At 53.7% G+C, this 15,447-nt stretch carries 23 protein-coding genes, 1 tRNA gene and 1 pseudogene; 18 read left to right on the forward strand and 7 right to left on the reverse strand.

Annotated features, from left to right (window positions below; translation table 11 throughout):
* Positions 1 to 121: 121 nt before the first annotated feature.
* Together ACRCJM_RS08275 and ACRCJM_RS08280 are read right to left on the reverse strand one after the other, a co-directional pair.
* Positions 122 to 832, reverse strand: coding sequence for a hypothetical protein (locus ACRCJM_RS08275; protein ID WP_431464538.1), 711 nt, complete (start codon positions 830 to 832; stop codon positions 122 to 124).
* Positions 833 to 871: 39 nt separating this feature from the next.
* Positions 872 to 1,624 (reverse strand): ABC transporter permease, encoded by a 753-nt coding sequence (locus ACRCJM_RS08280; RefSeq protein WP_431464539.1) that lies wholly within the window; start codon positions 1,622 to 1,624, stop codon positions 872 to 874.
* A gap of 106 nt (positions 1,625 to 1,730) precedes the next feature.
* Here ACRCJM_RS08280 and ACRCJM_RS08285 point away from each other — a divergent pair.
* Positions 1,731 to 1,803: transfer RNA gene (locus ACRCJM_RS08285), tRNA-Lys, on the forward strand.
* Between the two features lie 88 nt (positions 1,804 to 1,891).
* On the opposite strand, the pseudogene ACRCJM_RS08290 reads toward ACRCJM_RS08285, so the two are convergent.
* Positions 1,892 to 2,107: pseudogene (locus ACRCJM_RS08290) on the reverse strand (helix-turn-helix domain-containing protein); the annotation flags it as partial.
* Between the two features lie 113 nt (positions 2,108 to 2,220).
* On the opposite strand from ACRCJM_RS08290, the gene ACRCJM_RS08295 reads away from it, so the two are divergent.
* From ACRCJM_RS08295 to ACRCJM_RS08345, 11 genes are all read left to right on the forward strand, one after another.
* Positions 2,221 to 2,463 (forward strand): helix-turn-helix domain-containing protein, encoded by a 243-nt coding sequence (locus ACRCJM_RS08295; RefSeq protein ID WP_431464540.1) that lies wholly within the window; start codon positions 2,221 to 2,223, stop codon positions 2,461 to 2,463.
* Positions 2,460 to 2,768 (forward strand): hypothetical protein, encoded by a 309-nt coding sequence (locus tag ACRCJM_RS08300; protein WP_431464541.1) that lies wholly within the window; start codon positions 2,460 to 2,462, stop codon positions 2,766 to 2,768. Before ACRCJM_RS08295 ends, ACRCJM_RS08300 begins: the two co-directional genes overlap by 4 nt.
* A gap of 5 nt (positions 2,769 to 2,773) precedes the next feature.
* Positions 2,774 to 3,931 (forward strand): hypothetical protein, encoded by a 1,158-nt coding sequence (locus tag ACRCJM_RS08305; protein WP_431464542.1) that lies wholly within the window; start codon positions 2,774 to 2,776, stop codon positions 3,929 to 3,931.
* Positions 3,932 to 3,952: 21 nt separating this feature from the next.
* On the forward strand, positions 3,953 to 4,228 hold the full coding sequence (locus ACRCJM_RS08310) for a hypothetical protein (RefSeq protein ID WP_326504112.1): 276 nt from the start codon (positions 3,953 to 3,955) through the stop codon (positions 4,226 to 4,228).
* 56 nt (positions 4,229 to 4,284) lie between these two features.
* A complete protein-coding gene (locus ACRCJM_RS08315; RefSeq protein ID WP_431464543.1) occupies positions 4,285 to 4,581 on the forward strand; it encodes a hypothetical protein in 297 nt (98 codons plus the stop codon).
* Positions 4,582 to 4,615: 34 nt separating this feature from the next.
* Positions 4,616 to 5,464 carry an RNA polymerase sigma factor gene (locus ACRCJM_RS08320; RefSeq protein WP_431464544.1) on the forward strand — a complete coding sequence of 283 codons (849 nt, stop codon included), beginning with the start codon at positions 4,616 to 4,618 and terminating at the stop codon, positions 5,462 to 5,464.
* 92 nt (positions 5,465 to 5,556) lie between these two features.
* A complete protein-coding gene (locus ACRCJM_RS08325) occupies positions 5,557 to 6,516 on the forward strand; it encodes a hypothetical protein (RefSeq protein ID WP_431464545.1) in 960 nt (319 codons plus the stop codon).
* Between the two features lie 100 nt (positions 6,517 to 6,616).
* Positions 6,617 to 7,354 (forward strand): hypothetical protein, encoded by a 738-nt coding sequence (locus ACRCJM_RS08330; RefSeq protein ID WP_431464546.1) that lies wholly within the window; start codon positions 6,617 to 6,619, stop codon positions 7,352 to 7,354.
* Positions 7,355 to 7,444: 90 nt separating this feature from the next.
* Positions 7,445 to 8,101 (forward strand): AAA family ATPase, encoded by a 657-nt coding sequence (locus tag ACRCJM_RS08335; RefSeq protein WP_431464547.1) that lies wholly within the window; start codon positions 7,445 to 7,447, stop codon positions 8,099 to 8,101.
* Positions 8,101 to 8,445, forward strand: coding sequence for a hypothetical protein (locus ACRCJM_RS08340; protein WP_431464548.1), 345 nt, complete (start codon positions 8,101 to 8,103; stop codon positions 8,443 to 8,445). The genes ACRCJM_RS08335 and ACRCJM_RS08340 overlap by 1 nt, the downstream gene beginning before the upstream one ends.
* Positions 8,446 to 8,962: 517 nt before the next feature.
* A complete protein-coding gene (locus ACRCJM_RS08345) occupies positions 8,963 to 9,493 on the forward strand; it encodes a hypothetical protein (protein WP_431464549.1) in 531 nt (176 codons plus the stop codon).
* On the opposite strand, the gene ACRCJM_RS08350 is transcribed toward ACRCJM_RS08345, so the two are convergent.
* Positions 9,490 to 9,594 (reverse strand): helix-turn-helix domain-containing protein, encoded by a 105-nt coding sequence (locus ACRCJM_RS08350; protein ID WP_431464576.1) that lies wholly within the window; start codon positions 9,592 to 9,594, stop codon positions 9,490 to 9,492. The genes ACRCJM_RS08345 and ACRCJM_RS08350 overlap by 4 nt on opposite strands.
* Positions 9,595 to 10,080: 486 nt before the next feature.
* On the opposite strand from ACRCJM_RS08350, the gene ACRCJM_RS08355 reads away from it, so the two are divergent.
* Positions 10,081 to 10,368, forward strand: a complete 288-nt coding sequence (locus ACRCJM_RS08355) for a hypothetical protein (RefSeq protein WP_431464550.1) — start codon at positions 10,081 to 10,083, stop codon at positions 10,366 to 10,368.
* Between the two features lie 158 nt (positions 10,369 to 10,526).
* Positions 10,527 to 11,009 carry a hypothetical protein gene (locus ACRCJM_RS08360; RefSeq protein WP_431464551.1) on the forward strand — a complete coding sequence of 161 codons (483 nt, stop codon included), beginning with the start codon at positions 10,527 to 10,529 and terminating at the stop codon, positions 11,007 to 11,009.
* A 382-nt stretch (positions 11,010 to 11,391) separates the two neighbouring features.
* On the opposite strand, the gene ACRCJM_RS08365 is transcribed toward ACRCJM_RS08360, so the two are convergent.
* Both ACRCJM_RS08365 and ACRCJM_RS08370 read right to left on the reverse strand, forming a co-directional pair.
* Positions 11,392 to 11,952: a recombinase family protein gene (locus tag ACRCJM_RS08365; RefSeq protein WP_431464552.1), complete on the reverse strand. Its 561-nt coding sequence runs from the start codon at positions 11,950 to 11,952 to the stop codon at positions 11,392 to 11,394.
* A gap of 3 nt (positions 11,953 to 11,955) precedes the next feature.
* Positions 11,956 to 12,303, reverse strand: a complete 348-nt coding sequence (locus ACRCJM_RS08370) for a hypothetical protein (RefSeq protein WP_431464553.1) — start codon at positions 12,301 to 12,303, stop codon at positions 11,956 to 11,958.
* Between the two features lie 471 nt (positions 12,304 to 12,774).
* Between ACRCJM_RS08370 and ACRCJM_RS08375 the strand changes: the two genes are divergently transcribed.
* Both ACRCJM_RS08375 and ACRCJM_RS08380 read left to right on the forward strand, forming a co-directional pair.
* Complete coding sequence (locus tag ACRCJM_RS08375; RefSeq protein WP_431464554.1) at positions 12,775 to 13,113, forward strand: ribbon-helix-helix protein, CopG family; 339 nt, start codon at positions 12,775 to 12,777, stop codon at positions 13,111 to 13,113.
* A 398-nt stretch (positions 13,114 to 13,511) separates the two neighbouring features.
* Positions 13,512 to 13,691 carry a hypothetical protein gene (locus tag ACRCJM_RS08380; protein WP_431464555.1) on the forward strand — a complete coding sequence of 60 codons (180 nt, stop codon included), beginning with the start codon at positions 13,512 to 13,514 and terminating at the stop codon, positions 13,689 to 13,691.
* Positions 13,692 to 13,740: 49 nt separating this feature from the next.
* Here ACRCJM_RS08380 and ACRCJM_RS08385 read toward each other — a convergent pair whose 3' ends face one another.
* Entirely contained in the window at positions 13,741 to 14,145 is a 405-nt protein-coding gene (locus ACRCJM_RS08385) for a hypothetical protein (protein WP_431464556.1), read from the reverse strand.
* A gap of 463 nt (positions 14,146 to 14,608) precedes the next feature.
* Between ACRCJM_RS08385 and ACRCJM_RS08390 the strand changes: the two genes are divergently transcribed.
* Both ACRCJM_RS08390 and ACRCJM_RS08395 read left to right on the forward strand, forming a co-directional pair.
* Positions 14,609 to 14,902, forward strand: a complete 294-nt coding sequence (locus ACRCJM_RS08390) for a hypothetical protein (RefSeq protein WP_431464557.1) — start codon at positions 14,609 to 14,611, stop codon at positions 14,900 to 14,902.
* A gap of 123 nt (positions 14,903 to 15,025) precedes the next feature.
* Complete coding sequence (locus tag ACRCJM_RS08395) at positions 15,026 to 15,370, forward strand: hypothetical protein (protein ID WP_431464558.1); 345 nt, start codon at positions 15,026 to 15,028, stop codon at positions 15,368 to 15,370.
* Positions 15,371 to 15,447 lie beyond the last annotated feature (77 nt).

A 15,447-nucleotide genomic window follows, 5' to 3' on the forward strand; every position in this document is an offset into this window, starting at 1 on the left:
GGTGGTGAAAACTTCATCTGGGTCCTGTAGCTAGGTTTCTAGCAAGACCTGTTGAAACAAGACTCGGCCCCCTCTTCCAGCTGGAAGAGGGGGCCGAGTCTTTTTTGCTATTGGGCCTATATTAGTCCAGGGTTCCAGCCCGCCAGTTGATAGCGGCTTCTTCGAGCTCGCGCGCGGTTCCGGTGAGCCTACGGGCAGCGGTTCGCAGGCGGACGGCCCGCGCAGCGGCCTCGTCGCGCACCTCGGCTGAGGGGCGGTGTAACTCGGCCACCTCATCGGGGTGACCGCCCCTGGGCGAGACCCGCTGGCCGTGCCTCAGCTCCAGGGCGACGTCGTCCTGCCCCAAAGCCAGCACGCGGCAGAAAGCCGCAAAGCGGTTGAGGGCGACGTCGAAGTCGCCGGTGTAGGCGCCTGCCAGAATAGCATCGACGGTGGTGCAGATTTCGTCGGCGGTAGGCGGCGAGGGCACCCCGGCCAGGGCCTGAGCCAGGTAGCTGGAGTGCATGCCGCGCTCGTAGTAGTGGCTCATGAGCTGGGAGTTAGCACGAATGACGCCGCGCAGGGCATAGATACGCCAGAGGGCCCCGGCAACGGTCACGGGGGCTGCCCGCGACCAGAGTTCAGCTACGGCCTCGATACCGAACTCGTCGGTGTAGTGCACCAGGCGCTTGGTGACGGAGGGGTCTTCGTTGGCGCGTCCGCGGGCTAGCAGGGCACGGGCGGACGCCTGGGCGGCGGCAGCTAGGTCTTCTGGGCTGCCAGCACCCTGGTAGCGTTCGAATTTTTCGGTGGAGAGGCGGACGGGGCGGTGAAAGCGGGCGTCAGAAGGCATGCCTACCAGTGTAGAACTGCTGAGGTGCTCAGCGGAAGGCTATGCGCTGAGAGGTAAAACTCGGGTGCGGGTGATAATGCTGGTGAGGATCAGGGCTGCGATGGTTCCTGCCAGGGTTTGGCCTGCCAGGACAGCGATTTGGAGCTGGGCGGCGAGCAGGGGAGAGGCCCCTCCCATGAGGGCGCCGACGAAAGTTCCGGGCAGGGTGACGAGGCCGGTAGCACGGGTCTGGTCAAGGCCGGGTGTGAGGGCCTCGGTGATAGCGGTTTTGGTGATGTCGCGATAGGCGACCGGGGCGGTGGCTCCCAGCGCTAGCCAGCCTTCTATTTCGCCTTGTCGGGCGGTGGCGAGGGTTGTGAAGTTGCGCGCGGTAAGGGTTGTGATGGTCATGGTGCCGCCGATGATGATTCCTGCAACCGCTACCAGGTTTTGGGTGGAGTAGGGCACCAGGCCAAGGGCGAAGATCAGCAGGACAGCAAGGAGGGCGCCTACGGTGATGGAGAGAGCGGTAGCTGGCAGGCCCCGGTGGAGCTGTTTGCTGTGCCTGCCGGAGGTGATGGTGGCGGTGGTGAGCATGAGGGCAACGAAGAGCACTAGCGCCCAGGGGGCAGCCAGAATGCCCTGTAGCAGGAGAGCAATGATGGCAAGCTGTAGGCAGGCCCGCAGAATCGAGAGATAGGGCTGCCAGCGGAGCTGGATCTTCTGGGTGGCAAGCAGGGCTGTGGTGAGGCCAACGAAGAGCAGCAGGGCTGCGGCGTAGTGGGTGATGGGGCTGTGCAGGAGTGCGTTCACACAGCTATTAGAGCACGGCGGCGGCGCGGACGCCTGCTGCGGCCGGGTTTTTGGAGCTTTGCGTCACGGGGTGTATAGTGGAAGACGCTGAGTTTACTCAGTGGATGCGCCTTTAGCTCAGTTGGTAGAGCATCGGACTTTTAATCCGTGGGTCGTGGGTTCGAGCCCCACAGGGCGCACATCTTCACCCCGTTCCGGCGACGCCGGAGCGGGGTTTTCTGCGTCTGGGCTGAGAAGCGGGGTGTGAACTAGGCTCCCAAGTAGGTCAGCTAGGGTGATTCCCAATGCTGCGGCGATGGTGCCGAGATCATTGATGGAAAAGGCATTGATGCCACGAAGCTTCTTAGAAGCGTTCGATGGGGAAATGGAGAGAATTGTGGCTAGGTCTTTACCTGTTAGGCTTCGTCTTCCCATCCACGCTTTGATTTCATCGCGAATGGCAAGCTCGAACTCTGACACGGGGGAAGTCGTTGACTTGGGCATAAGCTTTCTCCTTTGTTCTTCTAGGAAGATTTTACACCTAGAAAGACAAAAAAGGAGTTAAAAGTGCAGTAAATTTCTTGCTCAATGTCTCTTAAGGACATACCATGTAGTTTATGGACATTCGAGAAGAAGTTACACGAGAAACCATCGCCCGCAACGTCCGCCGAGCCATGTTCGAAGCAGACCTAACCCAAGCAGCCCTCGCAGAACAAATGACCATCACCCGCGAGACTCTGCGCCACCGACTCAGTGGTAAAAAGCCTTTCACTACTGACGAGCTGGCTCAGATAGCAGTCGCTACCGGGGTTCCCTTCTCTGAGCTTGTCAAAGTCACTGAAAAGGCAATAGCAGCATGACCCACCAACCAGCCAGCGACCTAGGCATCAAGCCAGCAAGACTCAGCGCAGGCAAGCAGGATGGCAAACAGAATCATCCGCTTCACAAGGAGTTGCAAGCCCTGCTAGAAGATACTCACCGGCAACAGAAAATAGCTACCTTCGAGCAAACCCATAGGCTCCCCGTCCTTGAACCTTCACCTACGGCTCCACATGCCCGAGAAATCCGCTACCTACTCACCTCAGATAGTGGCCCCATCCTTATCGAGGCTGCCCGTAAAATCACCTACCCACCCCTCTGGTACGCCCTAGCAGGAATCAGATAGAAACCATGTCCCTAGAAATGATCACCTGGGCAATGAAACAGGACGTCAAAAACTCCCAGTTTCAAGTGCTCATAGCTATCGCTAATGAAGCAGATTCAGACGGCCTGTGCTTCACAGGCCAGGCCAAGCTTGCATACAAGGCTAACGTCACCGAGCGAACCTTGCGTACCTGCATCGTCCAGTTCCGCGATATGGGTCTACTGCACACAGAACGACGAACGATGACCTTCGGCCGCGGACGTAAAACTGATGCCATCATCCTCCACCCTGAGGTCACCGCCTACGAAAAAGCCCCCTACCCTCATGCAGAAGCAGACCGTAAAAAAGCTGCCTACAACCGCAAGAAGTACGAGGTGGTAGACACTTTCGAACCTGTGGATAACTCACGTAGTGACCAACCGGAAAATTTTTCCGGTAGAAAAGAAATCCCTAGTCAGGCTCAACCGGAAAATTTTTCCGGTAGAACGACCAACCGGAAAACTCACGCTGACCAACCGGAAAACTCAGGTATTTCAACCGGAAAAATTCAACCTTATCCACAAGGTGCCCTTAAAAGGAACGCGCGCGCGTTTAACCCGTTTAAAGACCCGTCAGTCCCTCAGTCGGTCAGTAGCACCGCACCTGTGGATAAACCACAGGTGGACGGACTGATCGACAGAAAGCACATCAAAGAAATCTCTTCGGCTGCAACCGATGTGGTAAACGCGTCTAAGGCTCTTGAGGTAGCACCTGAACCGGCGCAGACCCCGGCCTGGATTACTCGAGGGGTCAACCACACCAAGCTCCGCCAAGAGCTACACCAGGCCCAGCTGAACATCAGCAGCATCAACGATGACATTCTCAGCCAAATGATTATCATCGTCCTCTCCCGTGCCACCCAGCCCGTCCGCAGCCCCCAGCGATTCGCCTACTCTTGCATCGCAAAAGAGTTCTACGAGCTGATCTCCCTCGCTCAATCAACCCTCAAACCCCAAGAGACTGCCTACCTCGCTTTCTGCGAAGTGCATACCCGTGAGCACAGCGGCACCTGCCCGCTTTGCGTGAAAGAAACCACCGGCCATTTAGTCACCGTTGAAACCGAACCTCCGGCTGACCCTGAAGCCGGTAAAGCCCTGCTGGCTAAACTGCGTGCTCGCCGCCTAGCCCAAAACCCAGCCACCTAACCACGAGGGAAGAACACACCAATGAACGCCAACAAACCCGCCCAGTCACCAAGCATCATCCGCGTCATCCTCACCAACATCACCGGCTACCTACTACTGTGCTTCTGCGCCCTGGTATGCATGGTAATCGGTGGTCCAATTGCCCTAAAAAACCACAACCCCGCACTAGAAGCGCCCGGCGATGAAGAAATCATCTATGCCACCGGTGGCCTCTACCTCTTCTACGCAGTGATGGGCCTCTACTTCATCGGAAAAACCATCCGTGAGCTGTACCGCCGCAAGAAACTAGCCGCCTAAACCACCCCTTGGCAACTAGCTAAGCCACCATGACCGCACCCACAGGAGAAAAACCCATGGACACCACCCTCAGCCCCGAAGAAGCCTTCCGCCTAGGAAGCTTCATGCGCTGCGACTGGATAGCCATAGCCCTAGGCTACAAGCTTCGTATCTGGGAAATGATCGGTTATGAAAGCTGGGAAGAGTACCTAGCCTGCGAACACTGGGAGTTGAACTATCAACCTGGCCGATTCCAAAACCCCGACCTAGCTTTCTGGGCTTCTTATGGCATGAGCGTAGAGGCCATTAGCCGGATTACCACCTTGGAACCTGAAATCATCCGCGCTGAACTAGCAACAGCTAACGCTGCCTAGCCGGCAGGCGAAAACAGCAGAAGAGACAACCACTATGCAGACAACCACCAGCGCCTTCTGGACACCAGAACGCCTAGAGACCTGGCAGGGCACCAGCAAAGTCATTTACACAGTGCTGGCTAAATTCCCCCATATCCACGACCTGCCAGCAGCGGTAGAAGATACTCACCAAGAAACCTTCCTAGCAGCCCATCAGGGACTGCATACCTTTGACGAAACCAAAGGGGACTTTGGACCTTGGATTCGTAGCATCGCCGTCAGGTGCGCCTACGCCCACCTGCGAAACCTCAAAAGCGATGACCGCACCCAAGCAGAAATCACAGCCGAAGCAGCCCTCACAGGTTTGACCTCAGAGTCATCTCTCGAAGTTCTGCTGGCCCTAAGCCACGTGGAAGAGAAACTTCAGGACCTAGCAGCGGTGCTAGGTATCGCAGTCAAAGCCCTCGGAGACGTCGAGCTCATCACCCGAGTGCTGAACCTGATTCTGGCTGAGGAGCCACTGAGCTACCGAGCCACAGCCGAGGTGCTCGGTATCGCCGAGAAAACTCTTTATAAGTCCAGCACCAAAGTACTCATGTACACCGAGGTCATTTACCGGGCCCTGCTGATTCACCGCTACCGAAAGGAAGAAGGGCTGGGGGCAGCACCGGTACTCATGCAGGAGGTCATCTCCTGTCTGCCCCAGAGCAAACTGGGCAAGGCTCCGCACTTTACGCACAGGGTTACCGAGGCCACCCTGGACGCCGGACACGTAGACGATATTGACGTGGTAGCCCTAGCCGGGACCTGCAACTGGAGCTATGCCTACGCCCAGCGGTGCATTTCCACGACCTGTCAGCTTTTCAATCTAGCCTTAGCCGTTATTCAGCGAGGAGACATATAGAACAGAACAAAACACAACAGAACTATATAAAACACAATTGTTTAGTTATGGTCCCGTAACTACCATACAATCCACGATAAGAAAGAGACTCTATGAAAACCCCTCACGTCACCGGTACAGCGGTAGCTCTTGCCGCAACTTCCCTACTAGCGCTGGGCCCAGTAGCTTTTGCCGATGAAAATGCTCAGCCAGTGCCTGCTGCAAGTGCTGCTCAGCTATCCACTCTGGCCCAGACCGCACCCACTGCTGAAGACCAGAAGCCAGCTGAGGAGGAAACTCCTGAGCCAATCGAGGTTATTCCAGTGCCTACTCCATCTGATGACGCTGAACCTACCCCGGCCCCTAGTGAACCAGCAGAACCTTCACCGGAACCTACTGAGCCACCCGAGGAGACCCCAGAGCCTATCGAGGTTGTGCCGGTACCTAGCCCTGAGCCCTCAGAACAGCCCAGTGAACCAGCAGAACCCACCCCCGAACCGGTTGAGAGTGAAACTGCAACCGCAGAGCCCACCGCTGAACCAACTGCCGATGCAACTGTCGAACCTTCAGCTGATCCCAGCGAGTCTGACAATGCCCCGGTGCCGGTAGAAACCATCGCACCGACGTCAAGTGCCTTTGCCGAAGAGGCAGCACCTGAAGCCAGTGCTGAAGCTGTTCCGGTTCAGGTGGACGCCGAGCAGAACATTTTGCTCACTGGCACCGTTACGCAGGAGCAGACCACAGAAACCGGCGAAACTATCGTGGTAACTGAAGAAGTCACCGCAGCAGGAGAGCAAGTCACCACTGAATTTGTGGTTAACCCAGCAGAAGGACAGACTACCGTCACCCAGACTGTGACTAACCCTGCTACCGGCGAGAAGAAAACTACCGAGCGTAAGGTACCTGCAACCACCTTCAAGGCAGGCGGCGCAGCATCTATCGAAGCGGCCTCCGCCCCAAGTCGAAAGAGCGAAGCAGCCCCCCTTCTTCTAGGTATCGCAGGTGCTCTAGGAATCACCCTGGCCGCAGCAGGAATCATCCTCTACCGCCGCCAGGCAACCACCGCTTCCTAAGAAGCTATAGAGAAAGCCGGGGGTGCTATCGCCTGCGAGAGTACCCCCGGTTCCTCCCCTCCCTTCCCCTTCCCTCTCTGAAGACAAAAGGCTAGAGCCCATGAAAAAATATCAGGCACTTCTACTCACCGGCACTGCCTTGACCCTAGCGGCAGGAGGCGGGTTCGTACTCACACAGGCATATCAGGAGCCAGCCCCAGCCGTCGTGCAAGAAATCGCCCAAGCGCCATCACCTGATCGTGAGTTCATGGACTACCAATGCCCACCACCAGAGCAACTACCGCAGGATGTAGACATAGCCCCGGGCAGCTGGTACTCACCAGCACTAGAGGCTGGAGCCAGCTTTAGCCCGAGTAATTATCTGCCCGCTGAGTCCATCAGTGATGATGGAATCATTTACGCTGCTTCAGAAGCTGTCGAATCCCCCGAAGGGGCGTCCTTGTTGGTCGGGCATGTTGATTTACAGCCGGGAGTCAAAAGCCCTAAAGGTGGTGAGCTTACTGCCTGGGGCAACCTGCATAAGCTCCAAGCCTGCGATCTGATTTATACCAAGGCAGAGGATGGGACCTTAGTTATCTCGCAGGTCACTAGCGTGATTGTGGCTCCGCAATTTGACCCAGAGTTAGAAGCTAAAGCAGTGGCAAACCCAAGTGACACAGCCCTAGCTGAACAGTTACGGGAGCAGCGAGATATTGAGGCCCGGATATTCCGTGCGACGGGGAAGAAGACTATCGACCTAATGACTTGCTCAGGCCCCTCTGTTGAGGACGTCGGGGGAGAGTTTCAGTTCCGCTACGCCGACAACCTCATCATTGAAACTACTCCAGTCAGTCTGTAAGCCGCCACTGTTCACCATTACATAGAACTCAACAAAACAAAATTGTTTTGTTCTGTTGTGTTGTGTTCTATTAGCTGTTAGGATGGAGCCATGATTTTACTAATTGCTCACCACAAAGGCGGGGTTGGCAAGTCCACTCTCGCTGTCAATCTAGCCGTAGCTTTTCAGCAGCTCGGTAAAAAAGTTCACGTCTTGGAGACCGATCCGTCAGTGCGTACTGCTTCCCGTTGGGCAGACGATCGAGAAGAGCTGGGGCATGCCCCGGTTATCACCACCCGCAAAGAAGGCAAGCTCTCAGCCACTCTCAAAGAGATGGACGAGCAGAACGATATTGTCATCATCGACACGGCGGGTAAGGATTCCAAGGAGACTCGCTCAGCTATGATCGCAGCCGATATTCTTCTGGTGCCCACCGGAACCTCACAGGCTGACTTGGACTCCACACTTGATTTGGCGGATACTATCGACACCGCGAGAGACTTTAACGAAGGACTCAAGACTCTTATCGTGATCTCCAAGGCTTCAACTCATGCTTTGAGCGATGAAATTCAAGAAGCGCGAGACTACCTAGAGGACTTCCCCCAAGGTATCGAAGCTGAGGTAGCCGATGTGGTGATCTATCACCGCAAGGTTTATCAAAGTGCCATGAGTGAAGGTATCTCTGTAGTGGAAGCTAAAGACGCAAAGGCTAAGGCAGAAGTGCAGCTGCTGGCCCAAGAAATCCTGACCCTGAAAGAAGGCCACTAATGGTTCGTAAACGCAGCACTGAAAAAACTGCTGATGACTTCATTGAGGCAGCAGAAAAAGATGCCAGCTGGAAACAAGAAGAGCCCCCAGTAGCTGTCAAGAAGGTTGCTAAGACCCAGGCGGTAGAGATGCCTGCTGATACCAAAGATCGGGTCAAAGCCCGAGCTAAAGCCAGCCTCAAGCGCGGTATCTACACCATCCAGGCTACTGAAAGCCAAAAGGAGCTGATGAACTACGCGGCAGAGCAGCTGGATATCAGCAAGGCACGGCTTTTAGAGCGCTACTTCTTCACTGCCCTAGAAGAAGAGTTTGGGAATGATGTCCCTATCACTAAAGAAGCGTAAGTTGCTATGCGTCGTTATCCGCCGCAGTACAGGAAACCACCACTGAGATACCGGCTCTGGGAGTTCGTGCGGACAGTCCATCGGGTTATCTGGATGATGGGGTTGTTCGTGGGGATTCCTGCGGCCATGATTCCTGTGCTGGGGCGGTTCTCTCAGATACGCCAAGCTATTGGATATTGCATCCTCTGGGGCCTGGCTATAAGTTTCATCGTTTACCTTGTTCGCTCCCTCATATCAGGTGAGAGACCACTGGGGGTATGAGACATCTGGGGGAGAGATTGAATTATCCCGTACAATGGGTGCTGGCGCTTTAGGCGCTAGTAAAATCATGGCACTTACTCTGATTCTCTGGTGTTTTCAAACCCTTTCTTGCATGAGGGGCTCTCTTGACACCGGGGGAGAGGGGCTAATGCCTACATCTGCCTGAATCTTGTGGTGAGATGATGGCAGGAACGCCGCTCTGTTTCTTGGAAGCAGGGCGGCGTTTTTTGTGTCTCTATGTGCCTATGATGAAACTATGAGTAATTGGAACTTACCGAAGGAAGTAGTTGCCCTATCCCGTGCTGATAATTTCGAGGCAGCCCGGCACGAATGGGATCTGATAGACCGAGATATTGACCCTGATTGCTTGCAAAACTGTGTTTGTGGCAAAGATGGGCTGAGGTATCTCTTCACTATCCGTAACCGTGAGACCAGGGCAAAGCTCTATCCCATCGGCTCTAGCTGCATTGAGCTGTTCGGGCGCAAAGACCTTGACCAGCAAGTTAGCGTTGCTAGGCAGATGTATGAGGTCCTTGCAGAGTACAGGGAAACTGAATCCTTGAGGCTCAACGGTGGAGCCATAACAAGAGCTGTGTTGAAGCAGCTGTATGAAGAGGGTTGCTTTGCCCCTAATTCATATAATGATGGCAACCCTGATGTTGATTATCAGTTCTTGGTCAAGATGTTCAATCGGCGTAATGAGCTTAGTGAAGGGCAACGAAGGAAGGTCTGGGTGTTGCTCAATAGGACTGTTGGGCCTTATTTGGAGCGCACCCTAGGGTCCTAGCTGTTACGATTCTTTGCCTTGAGACGAGTAATCGTAGAACGCGAGACCCCTAGCATGGTGGCTACTTGGTTCTCGCTCATGCCGTTGTCGATAAGGTACAGCGCTGCTTACTGGGATCTAAAGCCGTGGATTAGAGTTCTCTCTAGTCCACGGCTTTATCGTTGGTTGGGTCTATGGGGGCCTACGCGGCCCCCAAACCCCCGCGCAAGCTGTCCCCAGCTTGACCGGGCCTGCCGCGTGTTTCGCTACGCGACTCCCAGCGCTGGGGCGCTGTGAGCCCTCCGGGAACACTTGCCTAGGAAAAGTGTGGGCAAGTAATGCTATGAAGAGGAAGATGGTAGTTTTCGAAGTATTGAAAGTTGTTCTGTGGTGGGCTTGAAAGGGGCCTGTGATAAGGAGGAACACTGTTTGATGCTTGATTTCTTCTTTGTAGTCTGTGGGTGTTTGGTGTGGCAAATTTTTCCATTTACCCCGAGGGGAAACCTACCGCATTTAGTTGATGTTTGATATACTATAAGTGTAGTTCAAGGGGAGGTAGAAAACCCCACGAACCACACCCCAACAAGCACCAACAAAGGAGAATCAAAGTGTCAAACATCGACTTCTGGGCAAACATAGACACCTTCCTTGCGCAGGCCAAAAAGACCAGCACCGCCCAAGAATTGATTGACCTTATGCATACACGCTTCCCCAATGAAGAATATGTCCAAGGTGACGCCTTTTTTCCTGGCAGTGGCGGAGACGGCAAGCTCTCTCACTCTCTGCGTGAGGCTGGGTGGCTCGTGAAATACATTGAGGGTAGCTACTGGTGGGGGGCCAAAGCCCTCAATGGGGATATAGTCGAATATATCGAGGGTGATGTTTACATTCGATAAACCCCATAATGGCCTGGTCAAACCTTTTTGGCCAGGCCATTTTTTTGCCCAAACTACTACCCCTTTTAGTTGATATTTGATATACTATAAGTGTAGTTCAAGGGGAGGTAGAAAACCCCACGAACCACACCCAACAAAGACCAACAAAGGAGTCCCCGATGACCAGCAAGGCAACCGCCACCCAGCTAGACCAGCTCAACCTAGAAACCGCAGCAGCACGCAACAAAGCAGTGATCGACCACAAGGTTTCACTGATTCAGCTACACAACCAGGCGAAAGAAAAATTTTCAAACGACCCCCAGGCCGCCCGAGCCCTACGTTACTTTGAAGAATCAGCAAGTGCAGTCACCCCCGCAGGAATCCCAGGCGCAACACAGGCAGACTTGGAGATAGGCCGAGCAGTCGTTGCCTGCCACATCCGCCAAATCACCGAAAAGCAATTCCAGGACACCGCCCATCAGCTCACCGACGCCGAGCTAGGGCGCCGCTACCTCTCAGAAGAGGTCAGCGAATGGGAAAAAGTCATTATCGAAGGCCACCTTACCGACCGCTACGAAGAGCAGCAGGGCGAAGATGCCTTAGATGAAATCTTGGAAGATGTGGACGGGGTGGAGGCCATCGCCAACAGCTTTACCAAGTAACCACCACCAATAAAAGCCCCCTGGCAGGCAAGCGGCTAAAACAGCTACTTGGTAGAAAATGCCAGGGGGCCACAACACCCAACAAAGGAAGGAGTGTTATGGGTAAGACTACCAAAGAAACAGCAGTTTTTTACTCCGCCAAGGAGGCCGCAGCGCTCTTAGGTATTAGCTATCAGGGTTTTGTGCAGCGACGCGAGAAGCCGGAGCCTGACGCGCGAATAGGTAAGCATGTGGGCTGGACTAAAGAAACCTTGCTTGCTTGGGACGCCACTGTGAAAAAGACCCCAGGGAGGGCCCCATCTAAGGCCCGTAAAGACGTATGACCATAAGGGTAAAGGAAGGGGGCTACACGCTATAGCGTGTAGCCCCCCTACTGTGTTCTTTATTGTTTGTTGGCTCGTTTGAGTCTAGTGATGGTGGAGCGAGAGACCCCAAAAGTCTGAGCCACCTGGGCCTCACTCATTCCACTAGCTAGGGCGGCAAGGGCCGCCTGTTGTTGTGTTTCATCGAGCTTGGGGCGACGCCCGCCAACCCGGCCCTGTGCTCTGGCATGCGCTAGGCCCTCACGGGTGCGCTCTACGATTAGGTTGCGTTCAAATTCAGCCATTGACGCGAGAACCGAGAGCACCAGCCGCCCCGCAGGAGTGCGAGTGTCTAGCTGGGTATCCAGAGCTTCTATGGTTATACCGCGCGTGTCCAGGTCTTGAACGGTACGGAGAATATCGACTGTAGAGCGCCCTAGTCTATCGAGTCGGGTTACTACTACAGAATCACCTTCTCGTGCGTAGTCTAGTGCGGCTGCAAGACCGGGGCGACTACTGCTAGCTCCTGAGATTCGGTCAGCATATATCTTTTTACAGCCATAGCCTTCCAGCGCTAATTTTTGAGCATCTAGCGAGTCCTGCTGATGATGCGTTGATACACGCGCGTAGCCTATTTTCACTGACTACTTAGTTTCAGCAATTCCTGTTCGGATTAGTTGATTGACTTCATCAACTACCCGGTTGTAAATCTCCTCGTAGCTTCCCATACCGCTTTTTTCTGGGTTCGTGTCGTATGAGGTATCACCGAACAGAGTCGTAATGTCTACGACTGATTCAGTGGGGGATTCATGGAACACTCGGATAGAGGAGTCTTCAGGGTGTCGCCAACCTCCGGCATTCACTACGTGCACTTTTGCGCCAGTCTCTAGGTTAATCCAGGATTGGGTGCTCAGATAGTCATCGTTACTTGTAATTGTGATGCCCATCTTCGCATGTAGTTCGGGGATGTCATGCACTTTTACCCAAGTCATTTTTACTCCTTGTGGGTGTCAATAATGTTCGTTTTTGACGCAACCTAGTCTACCGGCGTCGCGGGGGAGTGGGAAGCCCTCTTTCTTGCGTCAGAAGTCTGAGTCAAAACCTGAGTGAGTCATAACCTGTCAGTGAACATTTTTGACTCAGTTCCTGTGCGGCTATTTACTGTAGTCGTTTATTCGGCTACAATATAGGTATGGCAGTTGAATTTACCCCTAGCGCAAGCAAGCATGGCATCTCACAGCAAGATGCGATCTACGCGATCTTGCACCACGAGGTAGCAGCAGACATCCCCGGTCGTGATGGATTCAAGCCCGCCACTCTATATATCGGGCACCCTCACAGTCAGACTGACCGGTATATCGAAGTTATCGCAGAGGTAATCCCACCAAGGGGTCTGAAGATTTTTCACGTCATGCCCCTGGGGTCCAAGTATCGCAAGTACCTTTAAAGAAAGGAAGGAAACGATGACCTACGGAACTAACGAATACTACGAAAAATACTCACGAGCTATCGAGGCAGGCGAAGTTGAAGCGGACCCCAGCACCATCCGCCGAGATAACGCTGGGGCTCTTGAGTTGATTCTTGCAGCTACTGGCGCATCCAGCGAAGAGGAAGCTCTGGCCATGTTCGCCCCTGGTCGCCCGCAGGTAGGGAAAGAGCGTGGAGAGTCTCCATCTATCCGTGCACGAGTACCCCAGCAGCTTAAAGACAGCATCGCTCTTCTGGCTGAACGCCAGGGCAAGAAAGAATCTGAAATCGTGCGCCTTGCCGTTGCAGAGTACGTCAAGGCACACGCAGCATAAGGAGCAGGACTAAAGCCTAGGCTCAGACATAATCCCAGCTGGCCGGTGTAGAGGAATCTACACCGGCCAGAACCCTTTTAAGAGCTTGTTGAAACAGATACAGTAGTGCCATGAGTGCAGAAGAACAACGATTTTTCAGCCATGTTGTCAAAGGCCCTATGTCAGAATCCTGTTGGATTTGGACTGGGGCTATCAGTGACGACGGCTACGGAATCTTTTGGCGCAAAGACTCCAATACTGGCAAAGACGCGCCTATACGTGCTCACCGCTACGCACTCTCCCTCATACACGATGACCTTACAGATCTACATGCCCTACACCGTTGCGATAACACATTATGCGTTAAAGCAACATCTCAGGCTGACACGCACCTAACACCAGGAAGCCGAGCTGAAAATATGAGTGACCGCTCCAGAAGAGGACGCTCTAACCTTCAAAGAAGGCCTACTAAATCAAAAACTGACCGAGCGGAAGCTGCACGCACCCTGCGCGAAATTACCCTTAAGGACGGCTACAAGCAGCGAGCTGTTGATGAACTCATGAAAGGCATACCGGCAGAACAACTATCCCTCTTCTAGAACGAATGGTGGCTCTACCCTCACTGGGTAGAGCCACCATTCTTTCTATCTATACCGCAGTATCTGAAGGGGAATCTTCGCTGTCATTCGTAGAAGATCCTTCACTTTGCTGGGGAGCCATCTTCAGAAGCCTACGCGCTTCAGAGGGAGAAATTGCTAAACGTTGAGCAATCTCGCCCACAGCAATACCTTCAGTTTTCATCCGAACAACTACGGTAGCCTGTTCAATCTGTGAGCTTTCCTGTTGCTGATTAATCTTTTCGCGCAGTTGCTGAATTTTTACTTCTAAATCCTCAATTTGCTTCTCCAGATCGCTAACACCGTTCTTCTCAGGAATAGAGAAAAACTCAGCTGCAAGTTCCAACAAGCGATCCTGTTGTTGCTGAAACTTTAGAGCAGCTTCTGCTGCCTTCTTCTGTGCATTAATGGCTGCGCTACTTTTACGGCCTGCCATAGTTCCTCCTCATAGAGTAATGAAGTTCTCTTGCTTCTAGACTACCTGAGAGCCTTCTTCTTTAACAGAGCTTGCTGATTTTTGCGCAAGAAAAGGGCATCGTCGCTGCCGCGCCGCTGGCTCTGCTAGCTTCACCGCAGGATCAGTAGCGGCTTACTTCCAGCCAAAGCTTAAGTTCTATTTGCGAGGCCGCTACTGATCGCGGTGATAGGAGGTGCCGGTTGCCTACGACAAAGATACTGAGCCAAGAAAAAATGCAACTGCTCGCAAGCTCGCAGCGGTGGTTATCCCCTTTTTCTTCGGCGCTACGCTTATTTCCTCAGAAAAAGTGGTGCCCCACCGCCCTAAAGGGTTGCCATTTTTTCTTTGACGGCTCAGTTCTCTTTGCTTCGCCAACCGGCACAGGGCGGGCTCCCAGCCACACATCTAACCCGCCCCTCTCACCTAGCGAATGGAGAACATCATGGTTCAGGCAGGCGATATTTTTTACACCTCATGGGGATACGAACAGACGAACGTCGAGTTCTACCAGGTCATCAGAGCCACCGAAAAAACTGTGTGGGTACGCGAGATTAGCGGAGCAAATTCCGGTGATTGGTGGAGCGGACACACCGAGCCAGCTAAGGACAGTTTTATTTCAGATAAGGTTCTCAGGCGCAAGCTCAAGGGCGGAGAGTCACCGTTCTTTTCTGTGAACGCAGTGGCAGACGCTTGGCCCTATGAGGGTCAAAAGCTCTACTACTCAAACTACGCCTAGAGCTTGTCGTTAGAGATAAGAAAAGCGCCAGGACACTTAAACAAAGTGTCCTGGCACCCAGAAAATCTTAGGTTCAAGTTTTACCGGCTTTACCTAAGACCGTATAGAAAGGATACCGCCAAAATGGCAACCTCAGCAAGTACTGAAAAGCTCATGACCCGTCTGATGTTTGACGAGGAAGGCACCGGGGCAGAAGTTGCATACTACCTGGAGACTGAGCCGACCGAGCATGAAGTACATCAGCCCTCACAAGGAATCTGTATCTACATTCCTAAGAAGTATGTTCACCTGGTGACTTGCTTTGTGAATTGGAAGAAGCCTACCAAAATGCGGGGCTGGTGCTCATTTGAGTTGGTACGCGATAAGGGCGGGCAGGACATTCCCAAGTATCTTCCTGAAGAAGTGCGCTACCACCTGCTCATGACCAGCGCCGGAGTTTTTGAGTATCTGGCGGATATGACCAGCTAACCAGAAAGGTAAGTGCCCCCGTGACCACCTAACGGTCACGGGGGCACTTCGCGCGCCGGGCAAGGCCCGGCGTACGG

Source organism: Rothia sp. L_38 (assembly GCF_050689125.1).
GTDB lineage: Bacteria > Actinomycetota > Actinomycetes > Actinomycetales > Micrococcaceae > Rothia.